Below are 21,513 nucleotides of genomic sequence, written 5' to 3' on the forward strand. Positions count from 1 at the left end.
AGAACGTGATGAGGGCAGACGCGCTGTCGCTGCAGGCGGTGCGGAAGGTGTACGGCACGGGCGGTGGCGCGGTCACGGCGTTGCACGAGGTGACCGTCGGCATCCGGCGAGGCACCTTCACCGCGGTGATGGGCCCGTCCGGTTCGGGCAAGAGCACCTTCCTGCACTGCGCGTCGGGCATGGACCGGCCGACCTCCGGCCGTGTCCTGCTGGGCGACACCGACCTCGGCGCGCTGAAGGAGGCGAAGCTGACCGAGGTCCGCAGGGACCGGATCGGCTTCGTGTTCCAGGCCTACAACCTGCTGCCGTCGCTGACCGTGCTGCAGAACATCACGCTGCCCCTGCGGCTGGCCGGCCGCCGCGCCGATCAGGGCTGGCTGCGCGAGATCGTGAGCAGGGTCGGTCTCGACGGACGGCTCGACCACCACCCGGCGGAGCTGTCCGGCGGGCAGCAGCAACGGGTTGCCATCGCCCGCGCACTGGTGGCGCGGCCCGAGGTCGTGCTGGCTGACGAGCCCACCGGGGCGCTGGACTCGCGGCCGGCGCACCAGGTGCTGACGTTGCTGCGGTCCATTGTGGACGAAATGGGGCAGACCGTGCTGATGGTCACGCACGACCCGGTTGCCGCGTCCGCCGCGCACAGCGTGTTGTTCCTCGCGGACGGGAGGCTGGCGGGCGAGCTGGTCTCGCCGACGCCGGAGAAGGTCGCCGAGCGCATGACGCGTCTGGGGGAGTGGTGAGCGGTGCTGACCCTTGCGTGGCAGACGGTCAAGGCCCGCACCAGCGGGTTCATCGGCGCGTTCGTCGCCATCCTGTGCGGCACCGCGCTGGTCGCGGCCTGCGGGATCCTCATGGAGTCCGGGTTTCGCGGCGGAGTGCCGACCCAGCGCTATGCGGCAGCCGACGTGGTCGTCACCGGCGATCGCACGGTGCGCCCGCCGGGTGGCGACGTGCTCGCGTTCGAGCACGCCGCCGAACAACCGGCGATTCCCGCCGCGCTGGCTACCAGAATTGCCGCGGTGCCGGGCGTGAAGGGCGTCGTGCCGGAGCGGACGTTCCCCGCCGTGGTGGTCGGGCCGGATGGGCAGGCCGTGGTGGACAAGCCGTCCTTCGGTCACAACTGGGAGTCGGCCGTGCTGGCGCCGTTCACCCTGACGCAGGGGCGTGCTCCCGCCGCGGACGACGAGGTGGTGCTCGACTCCGGTCTGGCGGCGCGGGCGGGAACCCAGGTCGGCGGCGAGGTGAAGGTGATGACCCGGTCCGCGCCGGTGTCGTACCGCGTGAGCGGAGTCGCCGAAGGAAGGGGAGATCGGCAGGCGTCGGTGTTCTTCAGCTCCGCCAAGGCTTCCGAGCTCGCCGGACGCCCTGATCAGGTCAGCGCCATCGGCGTCCTGACCACGGGCGACGTCACCGATCGCATCGAGGACATGCTGGCCGACGACCACGTCACGGTGTCGACCGGTGCCGACCGCAGTGCCGCCGAGTTCGACGACGTCAGCCAGACCAAGGCGATCCTCGCGCTCATCGCGGGGTCGTTCGGCGGCTACGCGGTCCTGGTCGCGATCTTCGTCGTCGCCAGCACCCTGGCCCTGACCGTCGAACAACGCCGCCGCGAGTTCGCCCTCCTGCGCGCGGTCGGCGCTACCCCGCGCCAGATCCGGACGATGATCGGCCTGGAGACGCTGGTGGTCTCGCTGGCGGCCGGTGTGCTCGGCAGTCTGCTGAGCATCGCCGTCAGTCACGGACTGCGCAGCGCGTTCGCCGCGATCGGCGTGGTACCGCACGACTTCGCCCTGTCGATCAGCCCGATCCCGTTGCTCGCCGCCCTCCTGATCGGCCTGGCCGCGGCACGGGTGGCCGCCTGGAGCGCGGCGCGGCGCCCGTCCTCGATCAAGCCGGTCGAGGCGCTGGGGGAGGCGGCGATCCAGCGCAGGGACCTGGGCCGGGTCCGCCTGACCATCGGCTGGGTCCTGCTGGCGATCGGCGCGGCGGCGACGACGCTCCCGTTGTTCCTGCGCGGCCAGCTCGGCGCGGCGATGTCGGTCATGGCCGCACTCGTGCTGATCATCGGCCTCACCCTGGTCGGACCGAGGATCGTGGGCGGCGCGGTTCGCCTGATCGTGCCGATGTTCAGCGGGTCCGTGAGCGGTTACCTCGCGGCGGCGAACGTCACGAAGAACTCGCGCAGGCTGGCCGCGGCCGTCACGCCGTTGATGCTGGCCATCGGCTTCGCCGTGGTGAACTTCTACAGCCAGACGACGTTCACCGCCGCCGTGCACCAGGAAACGGTCAAATCGATCACCGCCGACCACGTGATCACCGGCCCGGCCGGCGTGCCAGCCGAAGTGGCCGAAGCGGCGCGGACACTGCCGGGCGTGACAGCCGCGACGTCGTTGGTGCGCACCCAGGTGATCACCGCGAGCAAGACCGGTGACAGCGTCGACGTGAACCGCGGACCGGCCAACGGCCTCGACGCACGCGCCGGGAACACCGTCGACCTCGGCATCACCTCGGGCCGCCTCGAGGACCTCACGGCGGGAACGGTCGCGGTGAGCGACGCGCTGGGGAAGAAGGTCGGTGACACGGCGGAGTTCTGGTTCGCGGACGGCCAGCCGGCCCGGCTGCGCGTCGTCGCCACCTACGAGCACGACCTCGCGTTCGGCGACCACGTGCTGTCCGCCGCCGACGCCCGCGCCCACACGACCGCGGGCACGGACAGCGCGGTACTGGTCGAAGCCGGCACCACAGCCGCGCTGCAGAACCTGATCAGCCGCTATCCCGGCCTGACCGTGACCGAGCGGATCACCGCGCAGGACCAGGGCGACCAGCGAACCCAGTTCCTGCTCAACCTGGTCGCGGTCGGCGTGATCCTCGGCTACGTCGCCATCTCGGTGTCCAACACGCTGGTGATGTCGACGGCGGCACGGCGACGCGAGTTCGCCCTCCTGCGCCTGGTCGGCACCGGACGCCGCCAGGTGGTGCGGATGATGCGGGTGGAAGCGCTGATCACCGTCGGACTCGCCGCGGCGCTCGGCACGACGGTCGCCGCACTGCCGCTGACCCTGCTGGCGATCGGCTTCACCGGCACCCCGCTGCCCACCGGCCCGATCTGGGTCTACCTGGGCGTGCTCGCCGGTGCCGCCCTGCTGGGTGTCGTGTCGATCGCCGTGTCCACCCGCTTGTCGTTGCGCGCCAAGCCCGTCGACACGATCGGCATCCGTGAGTGAACGCCGAGAAGGCCACCCCCGAACCGAGGGGGTGGCCTTCAGGCGTGTGATCAGCCGACCGGCGGCGCCATGTCGAACCAGTTGTAGCCCTCGACCAGCTGCGTGGTCGTCGCGGTCGAGCCCGGCGTCGTGAGCTGCCAGCGGGTCACGGTGCGGTAGGTGCCGGGAATGGCGATGTCGCCCAGGTCGTTGTCGGGGTTGTTCTTGGTCGGGACCCACTCGACGACGGTCTTCTTCGTCAGGGTCGCGTTGAGCGTCGCGTAGTCGGACTGGGTCTTCAGGTAGTCGCCGACGCCGTGGTCAGAGGCGCGGCCGGGGTCCATGTAGCGGACCTGCAGGGTGTCGCCGTTGAAGGAACCGTCGACCTGCACGAGCGTGACGATGTGGCCGCCGCCGCGCTGCAGGCTGCCGGCCTTCGGACCGGCCGAGTAACGGCCGTACACCATCTGCACCGGGCCGCGGGCGAGCTTGCGAGCCAGGTCGCCGCCGAAGTCCGCGGCGCCGTCGGTGCTCACGCCCGCCGTGACCGCGGTCCAGCCGGCGTCACGGGCGGGTTGAGCCGCGATGTTCCAGGCCGCGCGCAGGTTGTACATGTTGGTGCCGCCGTCGTACTTGGCGTCCTCACCGATCCGCCAGATCGAGTTGGTGACGACGTTGTAGTCGGCCTGGTCCTGGGGGTCGAGGTTCTTGACCTTGGTGGTCAGCCAGCCGACTGGCGCGTTCTTCTCGTGCGCCCAGTAGTGCAGCACGTTGTACAGCGACGTCGGGCCGCAGTAGGCGCTGCCGTTGTTCTCCAGACCCGCGCGGTGCTGGTCGACGTCGCTGACCCCGCACTGCTTCACGGAGAAGTCCGGGCCCACCAGGTCGACGACCTTCGTGCACGGCGCCGGCTGGCCGATGACCGGGTCGGCGGACGCGACGGCAGGGAGCGCGAGGGTCGAGAGGGTGGCGGCGGCGATGATGGCCTTGCGGATCATGGTCCTTACCTTCCGTTCGCGGATTGCGTTGGCAGGTAAAGACTCTTCGAACGCGAACACGAAGGCATGAGGGATGATCCCTCAACCCCGGCCGCGCGAAGTTGGGTGTATCAGGCCATCCCCCACCCGGCTCCGTTAAAGATCCAGCTGGGCGGGACTGGTGTCGCTGCCCAGGTGAATCGGCAGCGAGTGCAGCCCGTAGACGATGGAGAGCTTGCGGAACGACAGCGCGCCGGGGTCGACCGCGAGCCGCATCTCCGGGAAGCGGCGGGCCAGCGCCGGGTAGGCGATCCGCAGCTCCATCTTGGCGAGCTCGGCGCCGATGCAGCGGTGGGCGCCGTACCCGAACGCGAGGTGCTGACCGGCTGCCCTCTCCGGGAGGATCTCGTCCGGCTGCGCGTACACGCTCGGGTCGCGGTTGGCCTGCGACAGCGAGCACGCCACGATGTCACCCGCGCGGATCCGCGTCCCGGCGACCTCGACGTCCTTGCGGGCGATGCGCAGGAACGCCACCTGCACGACGGACTGGTGGCGCAGCAGTTCGTCGACCACGCCGCCCACGGCCTCCTCGTCACCCCGCACGCGGTCGAACAGCTCGGGGGAACGCAGCATCGCGAGAGTGCCGAGGGAGATCATGCTCGCCGTCGTTTCGAACCCGCCGGTGAGCAGCCCGTCGGCGAGCCCGGCCAGCTCGTCGTCCGCCAGCTCGTCACCGTGCTTGCGCACCAGCTCGCCGAGCAGCCCGTCGGTGGGCGCCAGCCGCTGCGCGCGCACCAGCTCCCGGAAGTACACGACCGACTCCGACACCGCGGACAACGACGCCGTGGCCGCACCACCCAGGTCGAACCGGGCCACGCTGCGCCGCTGGAACTCCTCGCGCTCGCTCGCCGGCACGCCCAGCAGCTCGCAGATCGTGAGCGCGGGCACCGGCATGGCGAAGTCCTCGACGAGGTCGACCGGGCCGTCCTTCATGGACATCAGGTCGAGCTGGTCGTTGACGATGGCCTCGATGCGCGGCACGAGCCGCGAGAGCCGCCGCATGGTGAACTCGGGCGTCAGGACCTTGCGCAGCCGCGTGTGCTCCGGCGGGTCGCTGAACCCGAGCCCGCCCGGCGCCTCGTCGGCGAACAACCCCAGCTCCTTGAGGTTGCCGAAGTCGTTGCTGAACGAGTCGCTGTCGACCAGCACCTGCTTGGACGCCTCGTAGCCGGTCACGAGCCACACCGTCACCGGCAGCGGCAGCCGCGTGATCGGCCCCTGGGCCTGCATCCGCGCGAGCTCCGGCACCGGGTTCAACCCGTTGCGCCGCAGCGGTGCCAGCACGCGCGAGGGCACGAACCACGACGACTCCAGGTCGAACCCGGTCCGGCTGAGGTGCGCGAGCAGCCGCTTCCCCATCCATCCGGTCACCCGCGAACGCATGTCCGTCGCTGACTGCAGAACTTCCCTCATGAGGCGGCTGTCCCTTCGGCGGAAAGGGTGGTCGTGGCGCCTGGTCGCCACCGGATCGGACAATAACGACGTGGCCGCTCGCACGTCGTCATACCTGGGCCTAACGCGCCGTCATACTTTGGTCCAGGTGTTGATCAGAACCAGTGCAGGCAGTGCGGCGGGTGTGCCGAGCGGAACAGCGAGTCGGCCGTGAGCGCCGCCGCGGAGCTGTGCGCCCGCAGGTGTCCTGCCCTGATCAACGTGCTCGGCGTGGTGCCGCCGAGGTAGATCGACCCCAGGTCGCGCACGTCGAGCGACAGGTCCTGCGCGCGGTCCGTCGGCACGCACTCGGCCCGGCCGTCCCGGACGGTCAGCAGGTAGCGGCCGTGCTCACCGAGGAACGGGTCGTCGACGTCCAGCACCAGCTCGCCGTCGCCGACGTAGCCGCGTGCCGTGAGCGCCCGCGGCACGTCCAGCAGCCGCACCCACAGCCAGTCGATCTCGCTGCTCAGCTGACCGGCGTTGATGTCGGCGAGCTGCCAGCGCAGCGGATGTCCGGTGGGGAAGTGCTTGAACGTCACCTCGGTGACCAGGTCGTGGTCGAGCGCGAACCGGGCCAGCGCGGTGAAGACCGCGTCGTCACCGGTGATCGTCTCGTCGATCACCAGGCTGCCGTCGGTGAGCGTGTAGCCGGCATACCCGTCCGGCACACCGTCGGCGTCGCGGTGAACGGCGACGTAACGCGGCGCCGGGACCACCGGTGGCATCCCCGCACCCAGCTCCCACCAGCGCCGCGGCCTCGACAACGCGCCGGGCTGTGCGCGGCGGTAGCGGTCGTAGACCTCTTCCATGATCCCGCCGCACTCCGGCCGCTTCAGCACCTCGATCGACCCGCTGACCGCGCGATCCGCCCGGAACGCGCCCTGGCTGCGCTGCACCGTCAACCGCCGCGTGTAGGTCGCGGGCCCGTAGCCGAACCTGCCGTAGATGCCGCCCTCGGTCGCCAGCAGAACGGCGAGGAATTCGCCGCGCTGCCGCAGTTCGGCGAGCTGGAACCGCATCATCCCGGTGAGCACGCCCTGACGCCGATGCGTGGGCAGCACACCGACGCCGGTGATCCCCGCGGCGGGAACGAGCACGTCACCGGGCAGCGTCAGCTCGAACGAGTACGCGGTGGCGGTACCGACGGCCTTCCCGTCGTCGGTGAACGCCAGCACGCCGCGGTCCATCTCGACCGCCGACCACCAGAGCCCACCGCCGTTCTCGCCGGGCGTCTCCGGGAACCGCCCGAAAGCGGTGTGCACGGTGTCGACGAGGACGTCGAGGTCGAGGCTGGTCGTGGAACGGATCTTCACGGGCCACAGTGGAACGGTGAGGGCTCGGCGAGATCAAGCGAATTAGCCCGTTGTGGCAGGGTCGAAGGGTGACGAGCGCTGAGCACTTCGACCGCTGGTACGCCGAGCGCGTCGAATCACCGGTGGCGGACGACCTCGTGCGGCGCGTGCTCGGCCTGCCACCCGGCCTGCAGTCGACGAGCCTGCTCGGCGGCGCCGGCCTGGACGAGGTCGTGGCGATCCTCGCCCCGCGCCCCGGCCAGGTCCTGCTGGACCTGGCGTGCGGCCGCGGCGGCTACGGCCTGGAGATCGCCCGCCGCACCGGCTGCCGGCTGATCGGCGTGGACTTCTCCGCCGTCGCGATCGCACAGGCCCACCGCCGCGCCGACGCCGACTTCCGCGTGGGCACCATGACCGGCACCGGCCTGGACACGGCATCCGTCGACGCCGTGCTCGTCGTCGACGCCATCCAGTTCGCCGAGCCCGCGCTCGACGCGCTGCGGGAATGCCTCCGCGTGCTGCGGCCCGGCGGGCGCCTGGTCCTCACGACGTGGGAGGCCATCGATCCCGCAGACGAACGGCTGCCGGCCCGGATGCGGCAGCTGAACCTCGCCTCGCAGCTGCCGGAAGCAGGGTTCGCCGACGTCTCGGTCGTCGAAAAGCCGGAGTGGCAGGCGATGGAGACGCGGTTCTGGGAGGAGTCGCTCACCCTCGACGCCGGTGACGATCTCGCGATTCAGTCGATGCAGGAGGAAGCGCGGCGCGTGCTGAACGCGTCCGACGGGCGACGGCGCGTGCTCGCCAGGGCGACCGCACCGCTGACCTGAGGCATCTGCGCGCGTACGGCCGTGGAGAGCTCGCCGCCTGGCTGACGGCGAGCTGCTCTCTCAAAGCTCCATCGTGTCCGCGTCGCAGTTCGCGCGGACGGACCGGCTCGCCGCGACGGTCGCCGGGTGGTCGTCACCCAACGCCTTGCGGAAGCCGCCCGTGGTGTTCGCGTGCAGGATCGCCGCTTCGTCTGGCCGCCCCACGCCGGTGAGGTCGATCGACAGGTTGAGCGACACGGCGAGCGTGGCGGGGTGTTCCTCGCCGAGCACGCGGCCCGACCGCGCGAGCAGATCCGCGTCGAGCCTGCGCGCGTGCTCGAACTCGCCGAGCGCCGCGAGGTCGCTGGCGAGGTTCGTCGTCGCGACCATGGTCCACGGGTGGTTCTCGCCGAACACGTCCCGCAGCGACGTGACGGCCTTCTCGTTCACCACGCGGGCCCGCGTGACGTCGCCGGTCAGCCGGCACGCCACCGCCAGGTTCGTCGCGGCGATCTGCGTGTACGGGTGGTTCTCGCCACGAATCTCCTGGAACAGGCGGTGACTCCGCTCCGCGAGTTCGCGAGACTCCTCCAGCTCACCCGCGAGCCCCAGGTCCGTGGACAGGCACATCAACGACGTCACCGTGTCGAGGTGCTTGTCACCGTGCCGCCGCCGGTAGAGGGCCACGCACTGCTCCGAGTGCCGCCGCGCCCCTTCGGCGTCGCCCGCCTTGCGCAGCGCGACCGCCATGTTGCGGATGGCGCCGAGCGTGTACGGGTGGTCCTCGCCGAAGAGCTCCTTCTGCTTCTCCAGCGTCTCCTCCTGCAGCTCGCGGGCACCGGCGTAGTCCCCGCACTCGCGGACGTCCATGGCGAGCGCGTTGCGGGAGCGGTAGGTGAGGATGTGGTCCTCGCCCAGCACGACAGCGCGACGACGGAGGGTTTCCTGGTCGAGCTCGCGGGCGCGGAAGAAGTCACCCGTGATCCGGTAGCAGCTGGCGAGGTTGCTCGCGTAGTAGAGCGTGGACGGTTCGTTCTCGCCGAGGATGTCGCACGACCTGTCGTAGACGGTCTGCTGCAGTTCGCGTTCCTCGGCGAACCTGCCGCTCATGCGGCGGTCCGCGGCGACGGTGTCGAGCACGGCGAGGAACATGTCGTTGTCCTCGCCGAGTTCTTCCCGCACCAGGCCGAGTGTCTTCTCGTTGAGGTCCATCGCCTGGTTGATCTTGCCGAGCCTGCGCAGCGCGATCGCGTAGAGGCGGGTCATCTCGAGGGTGTGCTGGTGAGCCTCGCCGAGAGCGGCCCGCCAGACGCTGACGGAACGTTCGGCGAAGTCGAGCGCGCCGCCGTAGTCGCCGCTGGCGAGCAGGTAGCGGACGAGGTTGATCACCAGCTCACGCACCCATTCGTCGTGACAGCTCAACGCCGATGACGCGAGCGCGTGGGGGAGCAGGGCGGCGTACCGCGACCAGTTGCCCACGCTGTCGGGGTCGCCGGGGTCACCGTTGACGAGCAGGAGGTGCGCGGCGTGCCGCATGACGTCGTGCTCGTCGGAGTCCAGGCGGTTCTTCAGCACCGCCTGGACGAGCCGGTGCAGCTGCAGCGTGTTGTTCCTGTGGTCGATCTTGGCGAGGCTGTACCGGCTGATCTCGCGCACCGCCCGGTTGAGCTTGATCGGATCGGCGAACGCCGAGGCGAGTGCCGCGGGCACCGGTGCGCCGCGCATGCCGCTGAACCACTTGCGGGAGATGGGTTCCGGGCCGAAGAACGCGCAGAGTTGCAGCAGCTGCAGGGCCGCGCGGTGGTCCTGCTTCAGCCGGTTCAGCGGGACGTTCCACGCCGCCGCCACGGGTAGCCGGTAGTCGCTGGACGCACCGGCTTCGAGCAACTCCGTGCGGTTGTGCTCGAGCAGGTCGAGATACTCCGGGACCTGCATGCCGGTCTGGGCGAGCCAGGCCGCCGCCTGCTCCACGGCCAGCGGGAGGTCGCCCAGAGCTTCTGCCAGACGTTCCGCGTCGCCGTCGGTCAGCGCGCCGCCGCGGCGGTTCAACAGCTGTTTGCTCTCGTCGCGGGTGAAGACGTCGACGTTGACCGGTCTGGCGATGCCGGCCCACTCGGAGTTGCGCGAGGTCACGACGACATGACCGGACCCCGCGGGGAAGAACTGCCGCAGGGTGTCAGGACGTTCGGCGTTGTCGAAGACCAGGAGCCAGCGGTGGTGGGGCTCGCCTCGCCGCAACGCTTCCAGGACGGCGGGAATCGCGGTGTCCGCGGTCGTCGCCGTGGGCAGTTCCATCTTCTTCGCCAGCTCGACCAGGCTGGACGTGATCTGCGCCGGGTGGTGGGCGGGAATCCACCAGACGACGTCGTACTCGGCGGCGTGCCGATAGATGTACTCGACGACCGTCTGCGACTTTCCGACACCGCCCATGCCGTGCAGCGCCTCCGGAAGAACAGCCGTGGTGCCCGGTTCGAGCAGGCGCCGGCGGAGGGTTTCCAGCAACTGCTCCCTGCCGACGAAATCAGGATTTCGCAGCGGGACATGGCCCCACACCTGGGGCTCGCTGACGCCGGCGCGTCGTGTTTCCACCGTAAGAGGGGATCTCGGGGCGGTCACGTGTTCTCCGTAGTTGAAGGGGGTTTGAACTCTGCATCCTCGTTCTCTTCCTGACGGTTTTACCGGTCATCGTCTGAATCGATACAGAAACCTCGTATTCGAGTGCAGGTGGAAAGAATTTTCGTTCGTCTGCCGCAAGCAGTTCCTCGTGTACGCCGCCATGCAACTCGTCGGCGACTCGAGTCGGATCGGGTTTCGATCCGGTGGCCGTTGCAGCGATCCGCCGAGCGTGATGTTCGCGAGTGTTGGGCGGGTTCGCGCGGGGCGGGTGGTCATTCTATGAGCTCGGGGAGAGGAAGGGCCAGCAAGTTCGCCGTTTCGAGTGTAGAGCGGTTTCGGCTTGCGGCGACGTCGGCGAGCTTGGAACTGGCGATTTTTCTGCAGACGTCGGCATGAGGGCGCGGAGTGCCTGGTTCGGCATTTCCTCCGCCCGCACCACGTCTGCCCTCCTGTCGAGATCGTGTTCGGAGTATGGCAGCGATCGATCGACCTGTGGGTGTCGGTTTATCCCGATCGTGTATTACCCACGGTAGTCAATTTCGAGGACTTTCCTCTGTAAGCAGGAGCACGGCTTCCGCCGAACGGCGCACCGGGATGGATTCCCCTTCCAATTCCCGCAGCACCCGCAGCAGATCACCGAGCCCGTCGTCGTAGTCCAGACAGGTCCGCACCAGCGCGACCACGTGCAGCCGGGCGCGATCGTGATGCGGCACCGCCTCGGCGATCTCCCGCCGCATCCCCGCCAGCACCAGCCTGCGGCTCGCCTCGTCGCGCACGGACGGCACCGCGAGCAGCGCGTCGACGAGTGCCCCGAACGCGTCGCCGGTGGACGGTCCTGGCCGTGGTGCGGCGGCGCCGTACACGTGGATCCCGCCGTGCACGGTGCCCGCCTGCAGGACCAGGCCGTCGCCCGCGTCCGTCACGTGGTTGCTCACGTCGGGTGTGTCCTCGGGCTCGTTCACGTTCGCAGCGTGACACAGCTCCGCCCGGGAAGGCGACTGTCCACTGTGGTCGGTCAGAGCGCCAGAGACTCGCCTTGCCACCGCCGCCGCAGCCACCGGTCGTGACTGGCCAGCACGATCGCGCCGGGCCCCGGTCCCAGCGCGTCCTCCAGTTCGTCGCACAGCGTCGGTGACAGGTGGTTGGTGGGCTCGTCGAGCAGCAGCAGGTGCGGCGGCGAGGCCACGAGCAGCGCGAGCGCGAGGCGGCGTTGCTGGCCGACGGACAGCGCGCCGACCGGTTTGCCCAGGTCGCGTTTGTGCAGCAGCCCCAACGACTCCAGCGGCACCCTGGCGACCCGCTCCGCGCCGAGCGCCCGGCCGTAGGTGGCGCGCGGGGTGAGGCGCGGGTTGGCGAACTCGGTGTCCTGGGCGAGCAGGCCGACGCGGAGATCGGGATGCCGCCGCACGCCGTCGGCCTGGAGCCGACCGGCCAGGACCAGCAGCAGGGTCGACTTGCCCGCGCCGTTGGGGCCGGTCACGAGCAGCCGGGCGCCGTCGCGGACGTCGAGCTGGTCGAGTCGCAGCCGGCCGGGAACGTGAACTTGCCGCAGTGACACCAGAACCGAGCCGGCGGGCACGGACGTCAGCGCGTCAGGGGTGAAGCTCAGCGGCCGTGGGGGAGCGGGCACGCGACGGCGTTCCAGGTCCTCGATGCGGCGCGTGGTGTTGCGGACGCGGCGGGAGATCTGGCTCTGCACGCGGTTGGCGCGCACGCCGTACCCCATCTTCTCGCTGTCGCGCGGCACGCGGTTCGGCGCGACCCGGTGTGCGGTGATGCCGAGCGACTCGCGCAGTTCGGCCAGCTCCTCCTGCTCTTCGAGGTAGCGGCGTTCCCAGCGGGCGCGGTCGGCGCGTTTCTGCCGCACGTAGTCGCTGTAGGTGCCGCCGAACCGGACAGGGCCGTCGACCGACGGGTCGAGGTCGACGAGGTCGGTGCACACCGCGTCGAGGAACGCCCGGTCGTGGCTCGCCAGGACGACGGCGCCGGGCAGTCCGCGCAGCTGGTCCGCGAGGAACTCGGCCGCGGCGTCGTCGAGGTGGTTCGTCGGTTCGTCCAGCAGCAGCGCGGACGGTCTGCGCACCAGGAGCGCGGCCACCGCCAGCCTGCGGAGCTCGCCGCCCGACAGCGACCCGAGCGGGCGTTCCCCGGCCACGTCACCGAGTCCGAGTCCATTGAGGACGATCCCCGCCCTGCGGTCCGCGTCCCACGCCTCGTGCCGCTGGGCCAGTTCGAGCCGTTCCGCGTACGCGGCCGCGGCGTCCTCGGACGTGGCCAGCAACGCCCCGAGGCGCTCCAGCTCGGCGAGGTCCGCCCGCGCCTGGGCCAGCGCGTCGTCGACGACGTCGGCGACCGCGGCGGACTGGGCGAACGGCATCTCCTGGTGCAGGAAACCCAGGTCCGGCGGGCGTTCCACGGTGCCGCCGTCGGGCTGGTCGACGCCCGCGAGCAGCCGTAGCAGCGTCGACTTCCCGGCGCCGTTCTCGCCGATCAGCCCGATCCGGCGGCCGGGTGCCGCGGTCAGCGACACCCCGTCGAGCACCCGGCGGCCGCCGAAGACCCGTACCAGGTCGTGCGCGACGAGCGCGACCTCAGCCATTGCCGGACTCCAGCAGCGTGCCGTTGTCCAGCCGCAGCCACCGGTCGATCCTCACCTCGCTCAGGAACCGCTCGTCGTGGCTGACGACGACGAACGCGCCCTGGTACGCGTTCAGCGCGCTCTCCAGCTGCCCGGCGCTGACCAGGTCGAGGTTGTTCGTGGGTTCGTCGAGCAACAGCAGCTGCGGCGCGGGTTCGGCGAACAGGACGCACGCCAGCGTGGCGCGCAGCCGTTCCCCGCCGGACAGCACCCCGACCGGCAGATGTGCCCGCGCGCCCCGGAAGAGGAAGCGCGCCAACAGGTTCATCCGCTCGGCCGGCGGCATGGCAGGGGCGAACGCGGCCAGGTTCTCCGCCACGGTGCGGGCGTCGTCGAGCAGGTCCAGCCGCTGCGACAGGTAGGCGACCCGCCCGTCGGCCCGCTTGACCTCACCGCTGTCCGGCTCCAGCGACCCGTGGATCACCCGCAGCAACGTCGACTTGCCCGCGCCGTTCGGGGCGGCCAGCGCGATGCGTTCCGGCCCGCGGATCGCGAGATCCACGCCGTCGAACAGCTCCCGCACCCGGATGCCGGAGCCGAGGAACAGCGTGCGCCCGGCGGGAACGGCGGTCTGCGGCAGCTCCAGGCTGATCTTCTGCTCGTCCTTGAGCGCCCGTTCGGCCTGGTCCAGCCGGGTCTTGGCGGCGCTGAGCCGGGCCGCGTGCGTGCCGTCGGCCCTGGCGGCGGACACCTCGGCGTTGCGCTTCATGTTGCCGGCGAAGATCCGCGGCAGACCGGCGTTCGAGAGGGTGCGCTGCGCGTTGCTCGCCCGCCGCGCCGCCCGTTCGCGCGCCTGCTGCATCTCCCGCTTCTCGCGCTTGACCTCCTGCTCGGCACTGCGGATGTTCTTCTCCGCCACCTCGCGCTCGGCCGCGACCGCCTCGGAGTACTCGCTGAAGTTGCCGCCGTAGAACCGGATCTCGCCGCCGTCGAGCTCCGCGATGCGGTCCATCCGGTCGAGCAGCGCCCGGTCGTGGCTCACCACCAGCAGACACCCGCGCCAGTCGGCCAGCACGTCGTAGAGCCGGTGCCGGGCAGCCAGGTCGAGGTTGTTGGTCGGCTCGTCCAGCAGCAGCACGTCCGGCTGCCGCAGCAACTGCGCCGCGAGCCCGAGCGACACGATCTGCCCGCCGCTCACCGTGCCGAGCCGCCGGTCCAGCGCGAGATCACCGAGTCCGAGCCGGTCGAGCTGCGCGCGCGTGCGCTCCTCGATGTCCCAGTCGTTGCCGATGACGGTGAAGTGCTCCTCGTCGACGTCACCGGATTCGACGGCCGCGATCGCGTCGAGCACGTCCGCCACCCCGAGCACCTGGGCCACGGTCAGGTCCGCGGTCAACGGCAGGTCCTGCGGCAGATGCCCGAGCACGCCGTCGACGGACACGCTGCCGCCGGACGGCGTCAACACCCCCGCGACGAGCTTGAGCAGCGTCGACTTCCCCGCGCCGTTCGGGGCGACGAGACCGGTGCGGCCGTCCGGCACCGTCGCGGACAGGCCGTCGAACACCGCGGTGTTGTCCGGCCAGGCGAAGGACAGGTTGGACAGAACGATGGACATGGGTGAGACCTCGGAGTGTGCTGCGCGCGACGACGGCGCGCGAGTGGAAAAGGGGACGACGAAACGGCCATCACGAGCGATGGCCTGTCACATCTCGGGCTCACCCGGAGATGTCGTCTTCACCCACCAGCAGCACGTCGAACTCCTCCACGAGGCGTTGATCTCTCCTCCACGCTAGCAGGACGAAGCAATTCACGGCGTGAGACAGTCGAAAGATGTCCGACGCCGTTCTGCAGCTGATCCGAGACCGCGCGCAGCACCACAGCACCCCGGGCCTGCGCACCGACGACGCACGCCTGGTGCTGCTCATCGAGGGCGGAAGCTCGCGCGGCGCGTACTCCAGCGGCATGACCGTCGCGATCGAACGCCTCGGCCTGCTGCCGGTGTTCGACGCGGTCTACGGCAGCTCGGCGGGTTCGCTGAACGCCGCGTGGCTGTTGTGCGGCCGGGCCGAGAGCACCAAACACGCGTGGTGGGACCCGCGCGTGATGCGGACGACCATCAACCCGCTGCGCGCGCTGATCCGGCAACCGGTCGTGGACACCAAGCACCTCGTGCACACCGTCTACACGCAGATCATGCCGATGGGCTTCCAGGACATCCTCGACAACCCCGTCGAGTTCCACCCGATCGCCACCGACGCCCTCACCGGCGAGCCCGCCGACCTGCACGCGACGATCCACGACGTCCCGAGCCTGCAGGCCGCGCTGAGGGCGTCGACCGCGATGCCGCTGCTCGCCGGCAAACCGGTCGTGATCGACGGCCGCCCGTACGTCGACGCGGGCCTGAGCGAGTCGTTCGGCGTGCGGACCGCACTCGCCCAGAAGGCCACGCACATCGTCGCCCTGCGCACCCGCCGCAGCGACGAGATGCCGTCAGCCCCGTCCCGCGGCGAACGGATCGTGCTGTCGCGGTGGTTCGCCCGGCACGCCCCGGGAGTCGCTCAGACATGGTTGCGCCACAAGGAGCTCAGGGTCGAGGAGGAGCACCTGCTCGCATCGCACCCCGCGTGCCTGCAGATCCGCCCGCCGCTCGGCAGCCTGCGGGTCGGGCGCACCGAACGACGGCCCGAGGTGCTGCGCGCCGTCGTCGACATCGGCATCGAGGCGGCGGCGACCGCGTTGGCGATCCCCAGGGGCGCTGAGCGGCTACTTTGACCGGATGGACTTCGACGAGTACCGGAAACACGACGCCACCGGGCTGGCGCAGCTGGTCGCCGCGAAGGAGGTGTCCGCGGCCGAACTGCTGGCCGTGGCACGGGAGCGCGCGGCGGAGGTCAACCCGCGGATCAACGCGATCGTGCGGGACGTTCCGGCCGAGCCGTCGCCAGACCTCACCGGACCGTTCGCCGGGGTGCCGTTCCTGATCAAGGACCTCGGCCAGGACTACGCGGGCCTGCCCACGTCGAACGGATCGCGCTCGCTCAAGGCGCACCCGGTCGCCGAGCACTCGACGGTGGTCCGCCGCTGGCTCGACGCCGGTCTCGTGATCTTCGGCAAGACGAACCTGCCGGAGTTCGGAGCGAAGGCGATCAGCGAGTCGCTCGCCTGGGGTCCCGCGCGCAACCCGTGGGATCTGGAACGCACACCCGGTGGCTCGTCTGGCGGATCGGCGGCCGCGGTTGCCGCCGGGATCGTGCCGTGCGCCGGTGCGAACGACGGCGGTGGCTCGACGCGGATTCCGGCGGCGTGCTGCGGGCTCGTCGGGCTCAAGCCGGGACGCGGGCTCACGCCGTTCGGCCCGGAGTCCGCCGAGATGATGCACGGCGCGGCGGTGCAGGGCGTGGTGTCGCGGACCGTGCGGGACACGGCCGCGATGCTCGACGTCATCTGCGGCGGCGAGCCGTCCGGGCCGTACTCGCCGGCCATGCCGCCGGCGTCGTTCGCGTCGTGCGTCGGCGAGGATCCGGGGAAGCTGCGGATCGGCGTACGGGTGCCGTCCGCGATCAACCCACAGCCGCACGCCGAGGCCTACGCGGCCGTCGAGAACGCCGTGCGGGTGCTGACCGATCTCGGCCACCACGTCGAGGAGCTGCCGGAGGCGCCGTTCGACGACGCCGCGCTGGCCCGCGACTTCCTGCTGACGTGGTTCGTGAACCTCGCCTGGAAGGTCGCCGACGCGAAGCGGGTGTCCGGGGCGCCGGACATCGCGTTCGAGCGCGACACGCTGCTGATGGCCGCGCTGGGACGGGCCACGAGCCCGGTCGACTACGTGGACGCCGTCCAGCGGCGGCACGAGCACACTCGGCGGCTCAGCACGTTCTTCGAGTCCTACGACCTGCTGCTGACGCCGACACTGGCGACGCCGCCGCCCAAGGTCGGGGCGTTCGACCTGCCGTTGTCGTTGCAGCGCGCCACGGACGTGCTGCTCAAGACCCGCACGGCCCGGCTCCTGCGGTACACGAAGATCCTCGACGACATGATCTCCGACAACCTCGGCTGGGTGCCGTACACGCAGCTCGCGAACATCACCGGCCGTCCCGCGATCTCGCTGCCGCTGCACTGGACGGCGGACGGGCTGCCGCTCGGCGTCCAGTTCGTCGCGCCGCTGGAGGGGGAGTCGCTGCTGATCCGGCTCGCTGCCCAGCTCGAGGAAGCGCTGCCGTGGGCGGACCGGATGGCCGTCATTCGCTGAGGAACCGCAGCAGCTCCGCGGTGACGAAGCCGGGGTTCTCCTCGGCGAGCCAATGTCCTGCGTGCGGAACGTCGACCGCGCGCACGATGTTGGTCATCCGCGGAGCCGCTGTGCCCCGGATCGCGTCGGCCTGCCCTTGCGCGGCCATGATCAGCGTCGGCGTCCGCACCGGTGCGGCCGTCTCGGTGTCCTGCACGTCCTGGTCGAGCGCGCGGTACAGGTCGAAGCCGCCGGTGAGGGCGTCGGGGCGGCGGTACGTCCGCGCGTACTCGTCGATGTCCGCGTCGCTGAACGGGGATGCGATGCTCGTGCCGCCGAAAGCCGTGCCGTTGAAGGAAACCTGTGGGTAGAAGAGCTTCAGGTACTCGCGGACGTCGTTCCCCACGACCGCCTCGGGAACCCGCGGCTGGGAGTGGAACGCGATGTGCCAGCTCAGGTTCCGGTACGCGGCGGCACTGACCTGCGGCCCTGGCAGCGGCAGGTCGAGGTAGCCGAGGCGGGCGGTGTCGGCGGGGAACTGGCTCGCGTACTGGAACGCCACGGCGGCGCCCAGGTCGTGGCCGACGATCGCGGTGTCGCGCAGGCCGAGCTTCCTGGTCAACGCGTGGACGTACCGCGCCAGAGCGGCTTTGTCGTACCCGGTGGGCCTGCCGGTGCTGTCGCCGAGGCCGGGCAGGTCGATCGCGTAGACGGTGTGGCGTTCGGCGAGCGCGGGCATGATCGGCCACCAGCCGTACCAGGTCTGGGGCCAGCCGTGGATCAGCACGACCGGTGTGCCGCTGCCGCCGGTCACGTAGTGCAGGCGGACACCGTCGACGTCGGTGAACTCGTGCCGGAACCGGCCCTGGAAAACCGGATCGTTCGCGGTGACGGCGGCGTGCGGCTCGCTGGGCGTCGAACACGCCGTGATCAGCAGCAGAAAGGCGAAGAGAAGGCGTTTCATGGCCTCAGCCTCACCGGCCGCACGCCGATCTGGCACGAAAAGTTGCCGCCCTGGCAAGATGCGGTCCGTGAACCGCGAAACGGAAGAAGTCCTCGACGGCGTGGGCCCCAGGCTGCGGACGCTGCGGCGCCACCGCGGCATCACGCTCGCCGACCTCGCGACGACGACCGGCATCTCGGAAAGCACGTTGTCCCGGCTGGAGAGCGGGCAACGCCGTGCCACCCTCGAACTGCTGCTGCCACTGGCGCGCACCTACAACGTCCCGCTGGACGATCTCGTCGGCGCCCCGCGCACCGGCGATCCGCGCATCCACCTCAAGCCGATCCACCGCTTCGGCATGACGTTCGTGCCGCTGTCCCGGCGGCCGGGCGGGGTGCAGGCGTTCAAGATGCTCATCCCGGCCACGCCCGAACCGCAGGAGCCGGCGCTGAAGACCCACGACGGCTTCGAGTGGCTGTACGTCCTCAACGGACGGTTGCGGCTGGTGCTCGACGACCTCGACCTGACCGTGCCGCCCGGCGAGGCCGCCGAGTTCGACACGTCGTCGCCGCACTGGCTGGGCAGCGCGGACGGCGGCGCGGTCGAGCTGCTGATCCTGTTCGACCCGCAGGGGATGCGCACGCACGTCCACGCCGACCCGCACCCGAAGCAGGTCAGGTGATCCCTCTCGCGATTCCGAGCTCGACCAGGTCCGGCGGCCGCAGCCGCAACTCCTCCGCCGTGCCCCGCACGCGCGACGGATCCCGTTTCAGGATCGCGACCGCGAGCTCGGGCGAGATCACGGCGAAGTAGCTGTCCCGCGTGACCCACATCCGGTCCGCCGCGGCGAACGCGAGCGCGCCACCCGATCCGCCTTCGCCGATCAGCAGCGTCGTCACCGGCACGCGCGCGGCGGCGACCGCCGTGAACATGTCTGCGATCGCCGCCCCGACACCGGACTTCTCGGCGGCTTCGTCGTTGGCCGCGCCGGGTGTGTCCACCAGCGTCAGCACCGGGACGCCGAGCCGGTCGGCGAGCCTCACCAGGCGTGCCGCCGTGCGGAATCCGGCGGGCCGCGTCGCCGTGCCGCACTGCGCCGCGTAGGCGATCGTCGCGCCGGATCGGTGCCCGAACCCGCACAGCACACCGGAATCGACGCCACCGCACCGGTCACCGCTGATCGGCTCGTGCCAGTCGAAATAGGACGCGAGGTAGGCCGCCGCGCGCGGACGGTCCGATGCGCGGGCACGTTCCACGGCGTCCCACCCGGTGTCCGGCAACGACGATGCTCCCAGTCCCGGGGGCACCGGGGCGGGGGAGTCCGCGGGCGAGGTCACGAGCCGGAGCCAGCGCTCCAGCCGGGTCCGCAGCTCCTCTGGCGGCACGAGCTGATCGACCAGGCCTGCCGCGAACTGCTGGGTCACCGTGTAACCGGGCGGCCGCACCCGCGATCCGGCGAACCCGACCTGGGCACCGCGCAGGCCCAGCACGACGTCGGCACCCGCCCCGAGCGTCGCCCAGCCGCCACCGGTCGTCGGATCGCGCAGCACGGCGATGTGCGGCAGCCCCGCCGCACGGGTCAGCGCGAGCTGGCGCGCGATCCGTTGCAGCTGCAGCAACGCGAGCGTGCCCTCCTGCATGCGGCTGCCGCCGGTCATGACCAGCGACACCACCGGCACCCGCAGCGTGCGCGCCCGCTCGAAGGCCTGCTCGATGCGCGTGCCGGTCCTGGTTCCCAGCGATCCGCCGAAGAACCCGAACTCGAACGCCACGACCACGGCCGTCACACCGCCGATCTCCGCGACCCCGCACACGACGGACTCGCTCTCCCCGGTGCGGGAGGCGGCCGCGGCGATCGCGTCGCCGTAGCCGGGCCAGCCGAGCGGTCCGTCGCCGATGGGATCGACGGGATCGGAGAGCTCGGTGAACGCCGGCGCCAGCCGGTCGATCAGGGCACGGGCCGGCTCACGCCCGGAGCGCACGCTTCACGACCTTGCCCATGTCGTTGCGCGGCAACGACTCGACGAACCGCACCAGGCGAGGGCGCTTATGGGGCGTGAGCAGGCGGGCGACGTGGTCGACGAGCTCGCGTTCGTCCGGTGCGGCTCCGCTCGGCACGACCCACGCGACGATCCGCTCGCCGAGGTCGTCGTCCGGCTCACCGGTCACCGCCACCTCCGCGACGGCGGGGTGCTCCAGCAACGCGTTCTCGATCTCGCCCGCGCCGATCTTGTAGCCGCCGCTCTTGATGATGTCCGTCGCCTTGCGCCCGACGATCCGGTAGTAGCCGTCCTGGTCGCGCGTGCCGACGTCGCCGGTGCGGAACCAGCCGTCCGCGAACGCCTCCGCGGTGGCGTCCGGCCGGTTGAGGTACTCGGTGAACAGGTTCGGCCCGCGCACCTGGATCTCGCCGATGGCACCGGGTTCGGCGAGGGCGGCACCGGCGTCGTCGACGAGCCGTACCTCCACGCCGGGCAACGGCACCCCGACCGCGCCGGGCCTGCGGTCGCCGTTCGCGCGCACGCTGGTGTTCATCAACGTCTCGGTCATGCCGTACCGCTCGACCACCCGTTGCCCGGTCGCCGCCGCGATCCGTTCGTGATCGCTCACCGGCAACGCCGCCGAGCCGGACACGAGCAGGCGAGCGCCCTTCAACGCCTGTGCCAGTTCGGGGTTGCCGCCGACCTCCTCGGCGATCCGGTGGTACATGGTCGGCACACCGAACATCATCGTGCCGTCGCCATTCAGCGCCTCGGCGAGCGCGGCCGTCGAGAACTTGCCCAGGTGGTGCAGCGTGCCGCCCCTGCGCAACGGCCCGAGCACACCGAGGATCAGCCCGTGGACGTGGAACAACGGCAACGCGTGCACCAGGACGTCCGATGAGGTCCACTCCCACGCGTCGGCCACGGCGTCCAGTGTGGACACGATCGCCCGGCGCGGCAGCACGACACCCTTGGGCGCGCCCGTGGTGCCCGAGGTGTAGACGATCAGCGCGGGCGCCTCGGCGTCCGGCTCCGGGAGCGGTTCGTCCGACCTGCCGTCGAGCGTGACCTCCCGGCGGGGCACCGACTGCAGTCCGTCCGGCAGCCGGACCCCCGGCGCCGCCAGGACGTTGGCAGGGGCGCTGTCCGCCACGATGTGCGCCAGTTCGCGTTCGCCGACCTTCGGGTTGAGCGGCACGGCGGGCACCCCGGCGAGCAGCGCCGCGACGACGGCCACGCACGTCTCGATCGTCGGCGTGGCCCAGACCGCCACCCGAGGCAGCCCGGCGAGCTGATGCGCGAGCGCTCCCGCGCAGGACGCCAGCTCGGCGTGGGTGAGCGTGCGGTCGCCGAACCGGAGTGCGACGCGGTCAGAGTGCGAAGAGAACATG

Annotated in this window: 16 protein-coding genes; 6 read left to right on the plus strand and 10 right to left on the minus strand. The window is 70.9% G+C overall.

Features of this window, described 5'->3' with window-relative positions:
- The first annotated feature begins 8 nt into the window (after nucleotides 1-8).
- Nucleotides 9-740, plus strand: a complete 732-nt coding sequence (locus IEZ09_RS24475) for an ABC transporter ATP-binding protein (protein ID WP_189256082.1) — start codon at nucleotides 9-11, stop codon at nucleotides 738-740.
- Between the two features lie 3 nt (nucleotides 741-743).
- On the plus strand, nucleotides 744-3,227 hold the full coding sequence (locus IEZ09_RS24480) for an FtsX-like permease family protein (RefSeq protein ID WP_189256083.1): 2,484 nt from the start codon (nucleotides 744-746) through the stop codon (nucleotides 3,225-3,227).
- A gap of 50 nt (nucleotides 3,228-3,277) precedes the next feature.
- Here IEZ09_RS24480 and IEZ09_RS24485 read toward each other — a convergent pair whose 3' ends face one another.
- The 3 genes from IEZ09_RS24485 to IEZ09_RS24495 form a co-directional block, all read right to left on the minus strand.
- Complete coding sequence (locus IEZ09_RS24485) at nucleotides 3,278-4,204, minus strand: hypothetical protein (protein ID WP_189256084.1); 927 nt, start codon at nucleotides 4,202-4,204, stop codon at nucleotides 3,278-3,280.
- Between the two features lie 135 nt (nucleotides 4,205-4,339).
- Complete coding sequence (locus IEZ09_RS24490) at nucleotides 4,340-5,602, minus strand: cytochrome P450 (RefSeq protein WP_229812907.1); 1,263 nt, start codon at nucleotides 5,600-5,602, stop codon at nucleotides 4,340-4,342.
- Nucleotides 5,603-5,790: 188 nt separating this feature from the next.
- Nucleotides 5,791-6,990, minus strand: a complete 1,200-nt coding sequence (locus IEZ09_RS24495; RefSeq protein WP_189256085.1) for a GNAT family N-acetyltransferase — start codon at nucleotides 6,988-6,990, stop codon at nucleotides 5,791-5,793.
- A 68-nt stretch (nucleotides 6,991-7,058) separates the two neighbouring features.
- Between IEZ09_RS24495 and IEZ09_RS24500 the strand changes: the two genes are divergently transcribed.
- Nucleotides 7,059-7,796 (plus strand): class I SAM-dependent methyltransferase, encoded by a 738-nt coding sequence (locus IEZ09_RS24500; protein WP_189256086.1) that lies wholly within the window; start codon nucleotides 7,059-7,061, stop codon nucleotides 7,794-7,796.
- A 60-nt stretch (nucleotides 7,797-7,856) separates the two neighbouring features.
- Here the strand turns inward: IEZ09_RS24500 and fxsT are convergent, their stop codons facing one another.
- The 4 genes from fxsT to IEZ09_RS24520 all read right to left on the minus strand — a co-directional run bounded on the left by fxsT (nucleotide 7,857) and on the right by IEZ09_RS24520 (nucleotide 14,584).
- Nucleotides 7,857-10,364, minus strand: a complete 2,508-nt coding sequence (fxsT, locus tag IEZ09_RS24505) for an FxSxx-COOH system tetratricopeptide repeat protein (protein ID WP_189256087.1) — start codon at nucleotides 10,362-10,364, stop codon at nucleotides 7,857-7,859.
- 560 nt (nucleotides 10,365-10,924) lie between these two features.
- Nucleotides 10,925-11,353: an effector-associated domain 2-containing protein gene (locus IEZ09_RS24510; RefSeq protein WP_189256088.1), complete on the minus strand. Its 429-nt coding sequence runs from the start codon at nucleotides 11,351-11,353 to the stop codon at nucleotides 10,925-10,927.
- Between the two features lie 53 nt (nucleotides 11,354-11,406).
- Nucleotides 11,407-12,990: an ABC-F family ATP-binding cassette domain-containing protein gene (locus tag IEZ09_RS24515; RefSeq protein WP_189256089.1), complete on the minus strand. Its 1,584-nt coding sequence runs from the start codon at nucleotides 12,988-12,990 to the stop codon at nucleotides 11,407-11,409.
- A complete protein-coding gene (locus tag IEZ09_RS24520; RefSeq protein WP_189256090.1) occupies nucleotides 12,983-14,584 on the minus strand; it encodes an ABC-F family ATP-binding cassette domain-containing protein in 1,602 nt (533 codons plus the stop codon). Before IEZ09_RS24520 ends, IEZ09_RS24515 begins: the two co-directional genes overlap by 8 nt.
- A gap of 215 nt (nucleotides 14,585-14,799) precedes the next feature.
- On the opposite strand from IEZ09_RS24520, the gene IEZ09_RS24525 reads away from it, so the two are divergent.
- Together IEZ09_RS24525 and IEZ09_RS24530 are read left to right on the plus strand one after the other, a co-directional pair.
- A complete protein-coding gene (locus IEZ09_RS24525) occupies nucleotides 14,800-15,741 on the plus strand; it encodes a patatin-like phospholipase family protein (protein WP_189256091.1) in 942 nt (313 codons plus the stop codon).
- A 4-nt stretch (nucleotides 15,742-15,745) separates the two neighbouring features.
- Entirely contained in the window at nucleotides 15,746-17,218 is a 1,473-nt protein-coding gene (locus IEZ09_RS24530; protein ID WP_189256092.1) for an amidase, read from the plus strand.
- Here the strand turns inward: IEZ09_RS24530 and IEZ09_RS24535 are convergent.
- A complete protein-coding gene (locus IEZ09_RS24535; RefSeq protein ID WP_189256093.1) occupies nucleotides 17,208-18,161 on the minus strand; it encodes an alpha/beta fold hydrolase in 954 nt (317 codons plus the stop codon). The genes IEZ09_RS24530 and IEZ09_RS24535 overlap by 11 nt on opposite strands.
- A 67-nt stretch (nucleotides 18,162-18,228) precedes the next feature.
- Between IEZ09_RS24535 and IEZ09_RS24540 the strand changes: the two genes are divergently transcribed.
- Nucleotides 18,229-18,822, plus strand: coding sequence for a helix-turn-helix domain-containing protein (locus IEZ09_RS24540; RefSeq protein WP_189256094.1), 594 nt, complete (start codon nucleotides 18,229-18,231; stop codon nucleotides 18,820-18,822).
- On the opposite strand, the gene IEZ09_RS24545 is transcribed toward IEZ09_RS24540, so the two are convergent.
- Together IEZ09_RS24545 and IEZ09_RS24550 are read right to left on the minus strand one after the other, a co-directional pair.
- On the minus strand, nucleotides 18,815-20,122 hold the full coding sequence (locus tag IEZ09_RS24545) for a carboxyl transferase domain-containing protein (protein ID WP_189256095.1): 1,308 nt from the start codon (nucleotides 20,120-20,122) through the stop codon (nucleotides 18,815-18,817). The genes IEZ09_RS24540 and IEZ09_RS24545 overlap by 8 nt on opposite strands.
- Nucleotides 20,106-21,512, minus strand: a complete 1,407-nt coding sequence (locus IEZ09_RS24550) for an acyl-CoA synthetase (RefSeq protein ID WP_189256096.1) — start codon at nucleotides 21,510-21,512, stop codon at nucleotides 20,106-20,108. Before IEZ09_RS24550 ends, IEZ09_RS24545 begins: the two co-directional genes overlap by 17 nt.
- Nucleotide 21,513: the final 1 nt, after the last annotated feature.

The sequence above is a fragment of the Lentzea flava genome (assembly GCF_014648475.1).
Classification (GTDB): Bacteria; Actinomycetota; Actinomycetes; order Mycobacteriales; family Pseudonocardiaceae; genus Lentzea; species Lentzea flava.

Bases quoted from the DNA above. Each gene is read 5' to 3' on its own strand.
- IEZ09_RS24475 (WP_189256082.1), top strand. From the start codon at position 9: ATGAGGGCAGACGCGCTGTCGCTGCAGGCGGTGCGGAAGGTGTACGGC.
- IEZ09_RS24485 (WP_189256084.1), bottom strand. From the start codon at position 4,204: ATGATCCGCAAGGCCATCATCGCCGCCGCCACCCTCTCGACCCTCGCG.
- IEZ09_RS24490 (WP_229812907.1), bottom strand. From the start codon at position 5,602: ATGGGGAAGCGGCTGCTCGCGCACCTCAGCCGGACCGGGTTCGACCTG.
- IEZ09_RS24515 (WP_189256089.1), bottom strand. From the start codon at position 12,990: ATGGCTGAGGTCGCGCTCGTCGCGCACGACCTGGTACGGGTCTTCGGC.
- IEZ09_RS24520 (WP_189256090.1), bottom strand. From the start codon at position 14,584: ATGTCCATCGTTCTGTCCAACCTGTCCTTCGCCTGGCCGGACAACACC.
- IEZ09_RS24525 (WP_189256091.1), top strand. From the start codon at position 14,800: ATGTCCGACGCCGTTCTGCAGCTGATCCGAGACCGCGCGCAGCACCAC.
- IEZ09_RS24530 (WP_189256092.1), top strand. From the start codon at position 15,746: ATGGACTTCGACGAGTACCGGAAACACGACGCCACCGGGCTGGCGCAG.
- IEZ09_RS24535 (WP_189256093.1), bottom strand. From the start codon at position 18,161: ATGAAACGCCTTCTCTTCGCCTTTCTGCTGCTGATCACGGCGTGTTCG.
- IEZ09_RS24550 (WP_189256096.1), bottom strand. From the start codon at position 21,512: ATGTTCTCTTCGCACTCTGACCGCGTCGCACTCCGGTTCGGCGACCGC.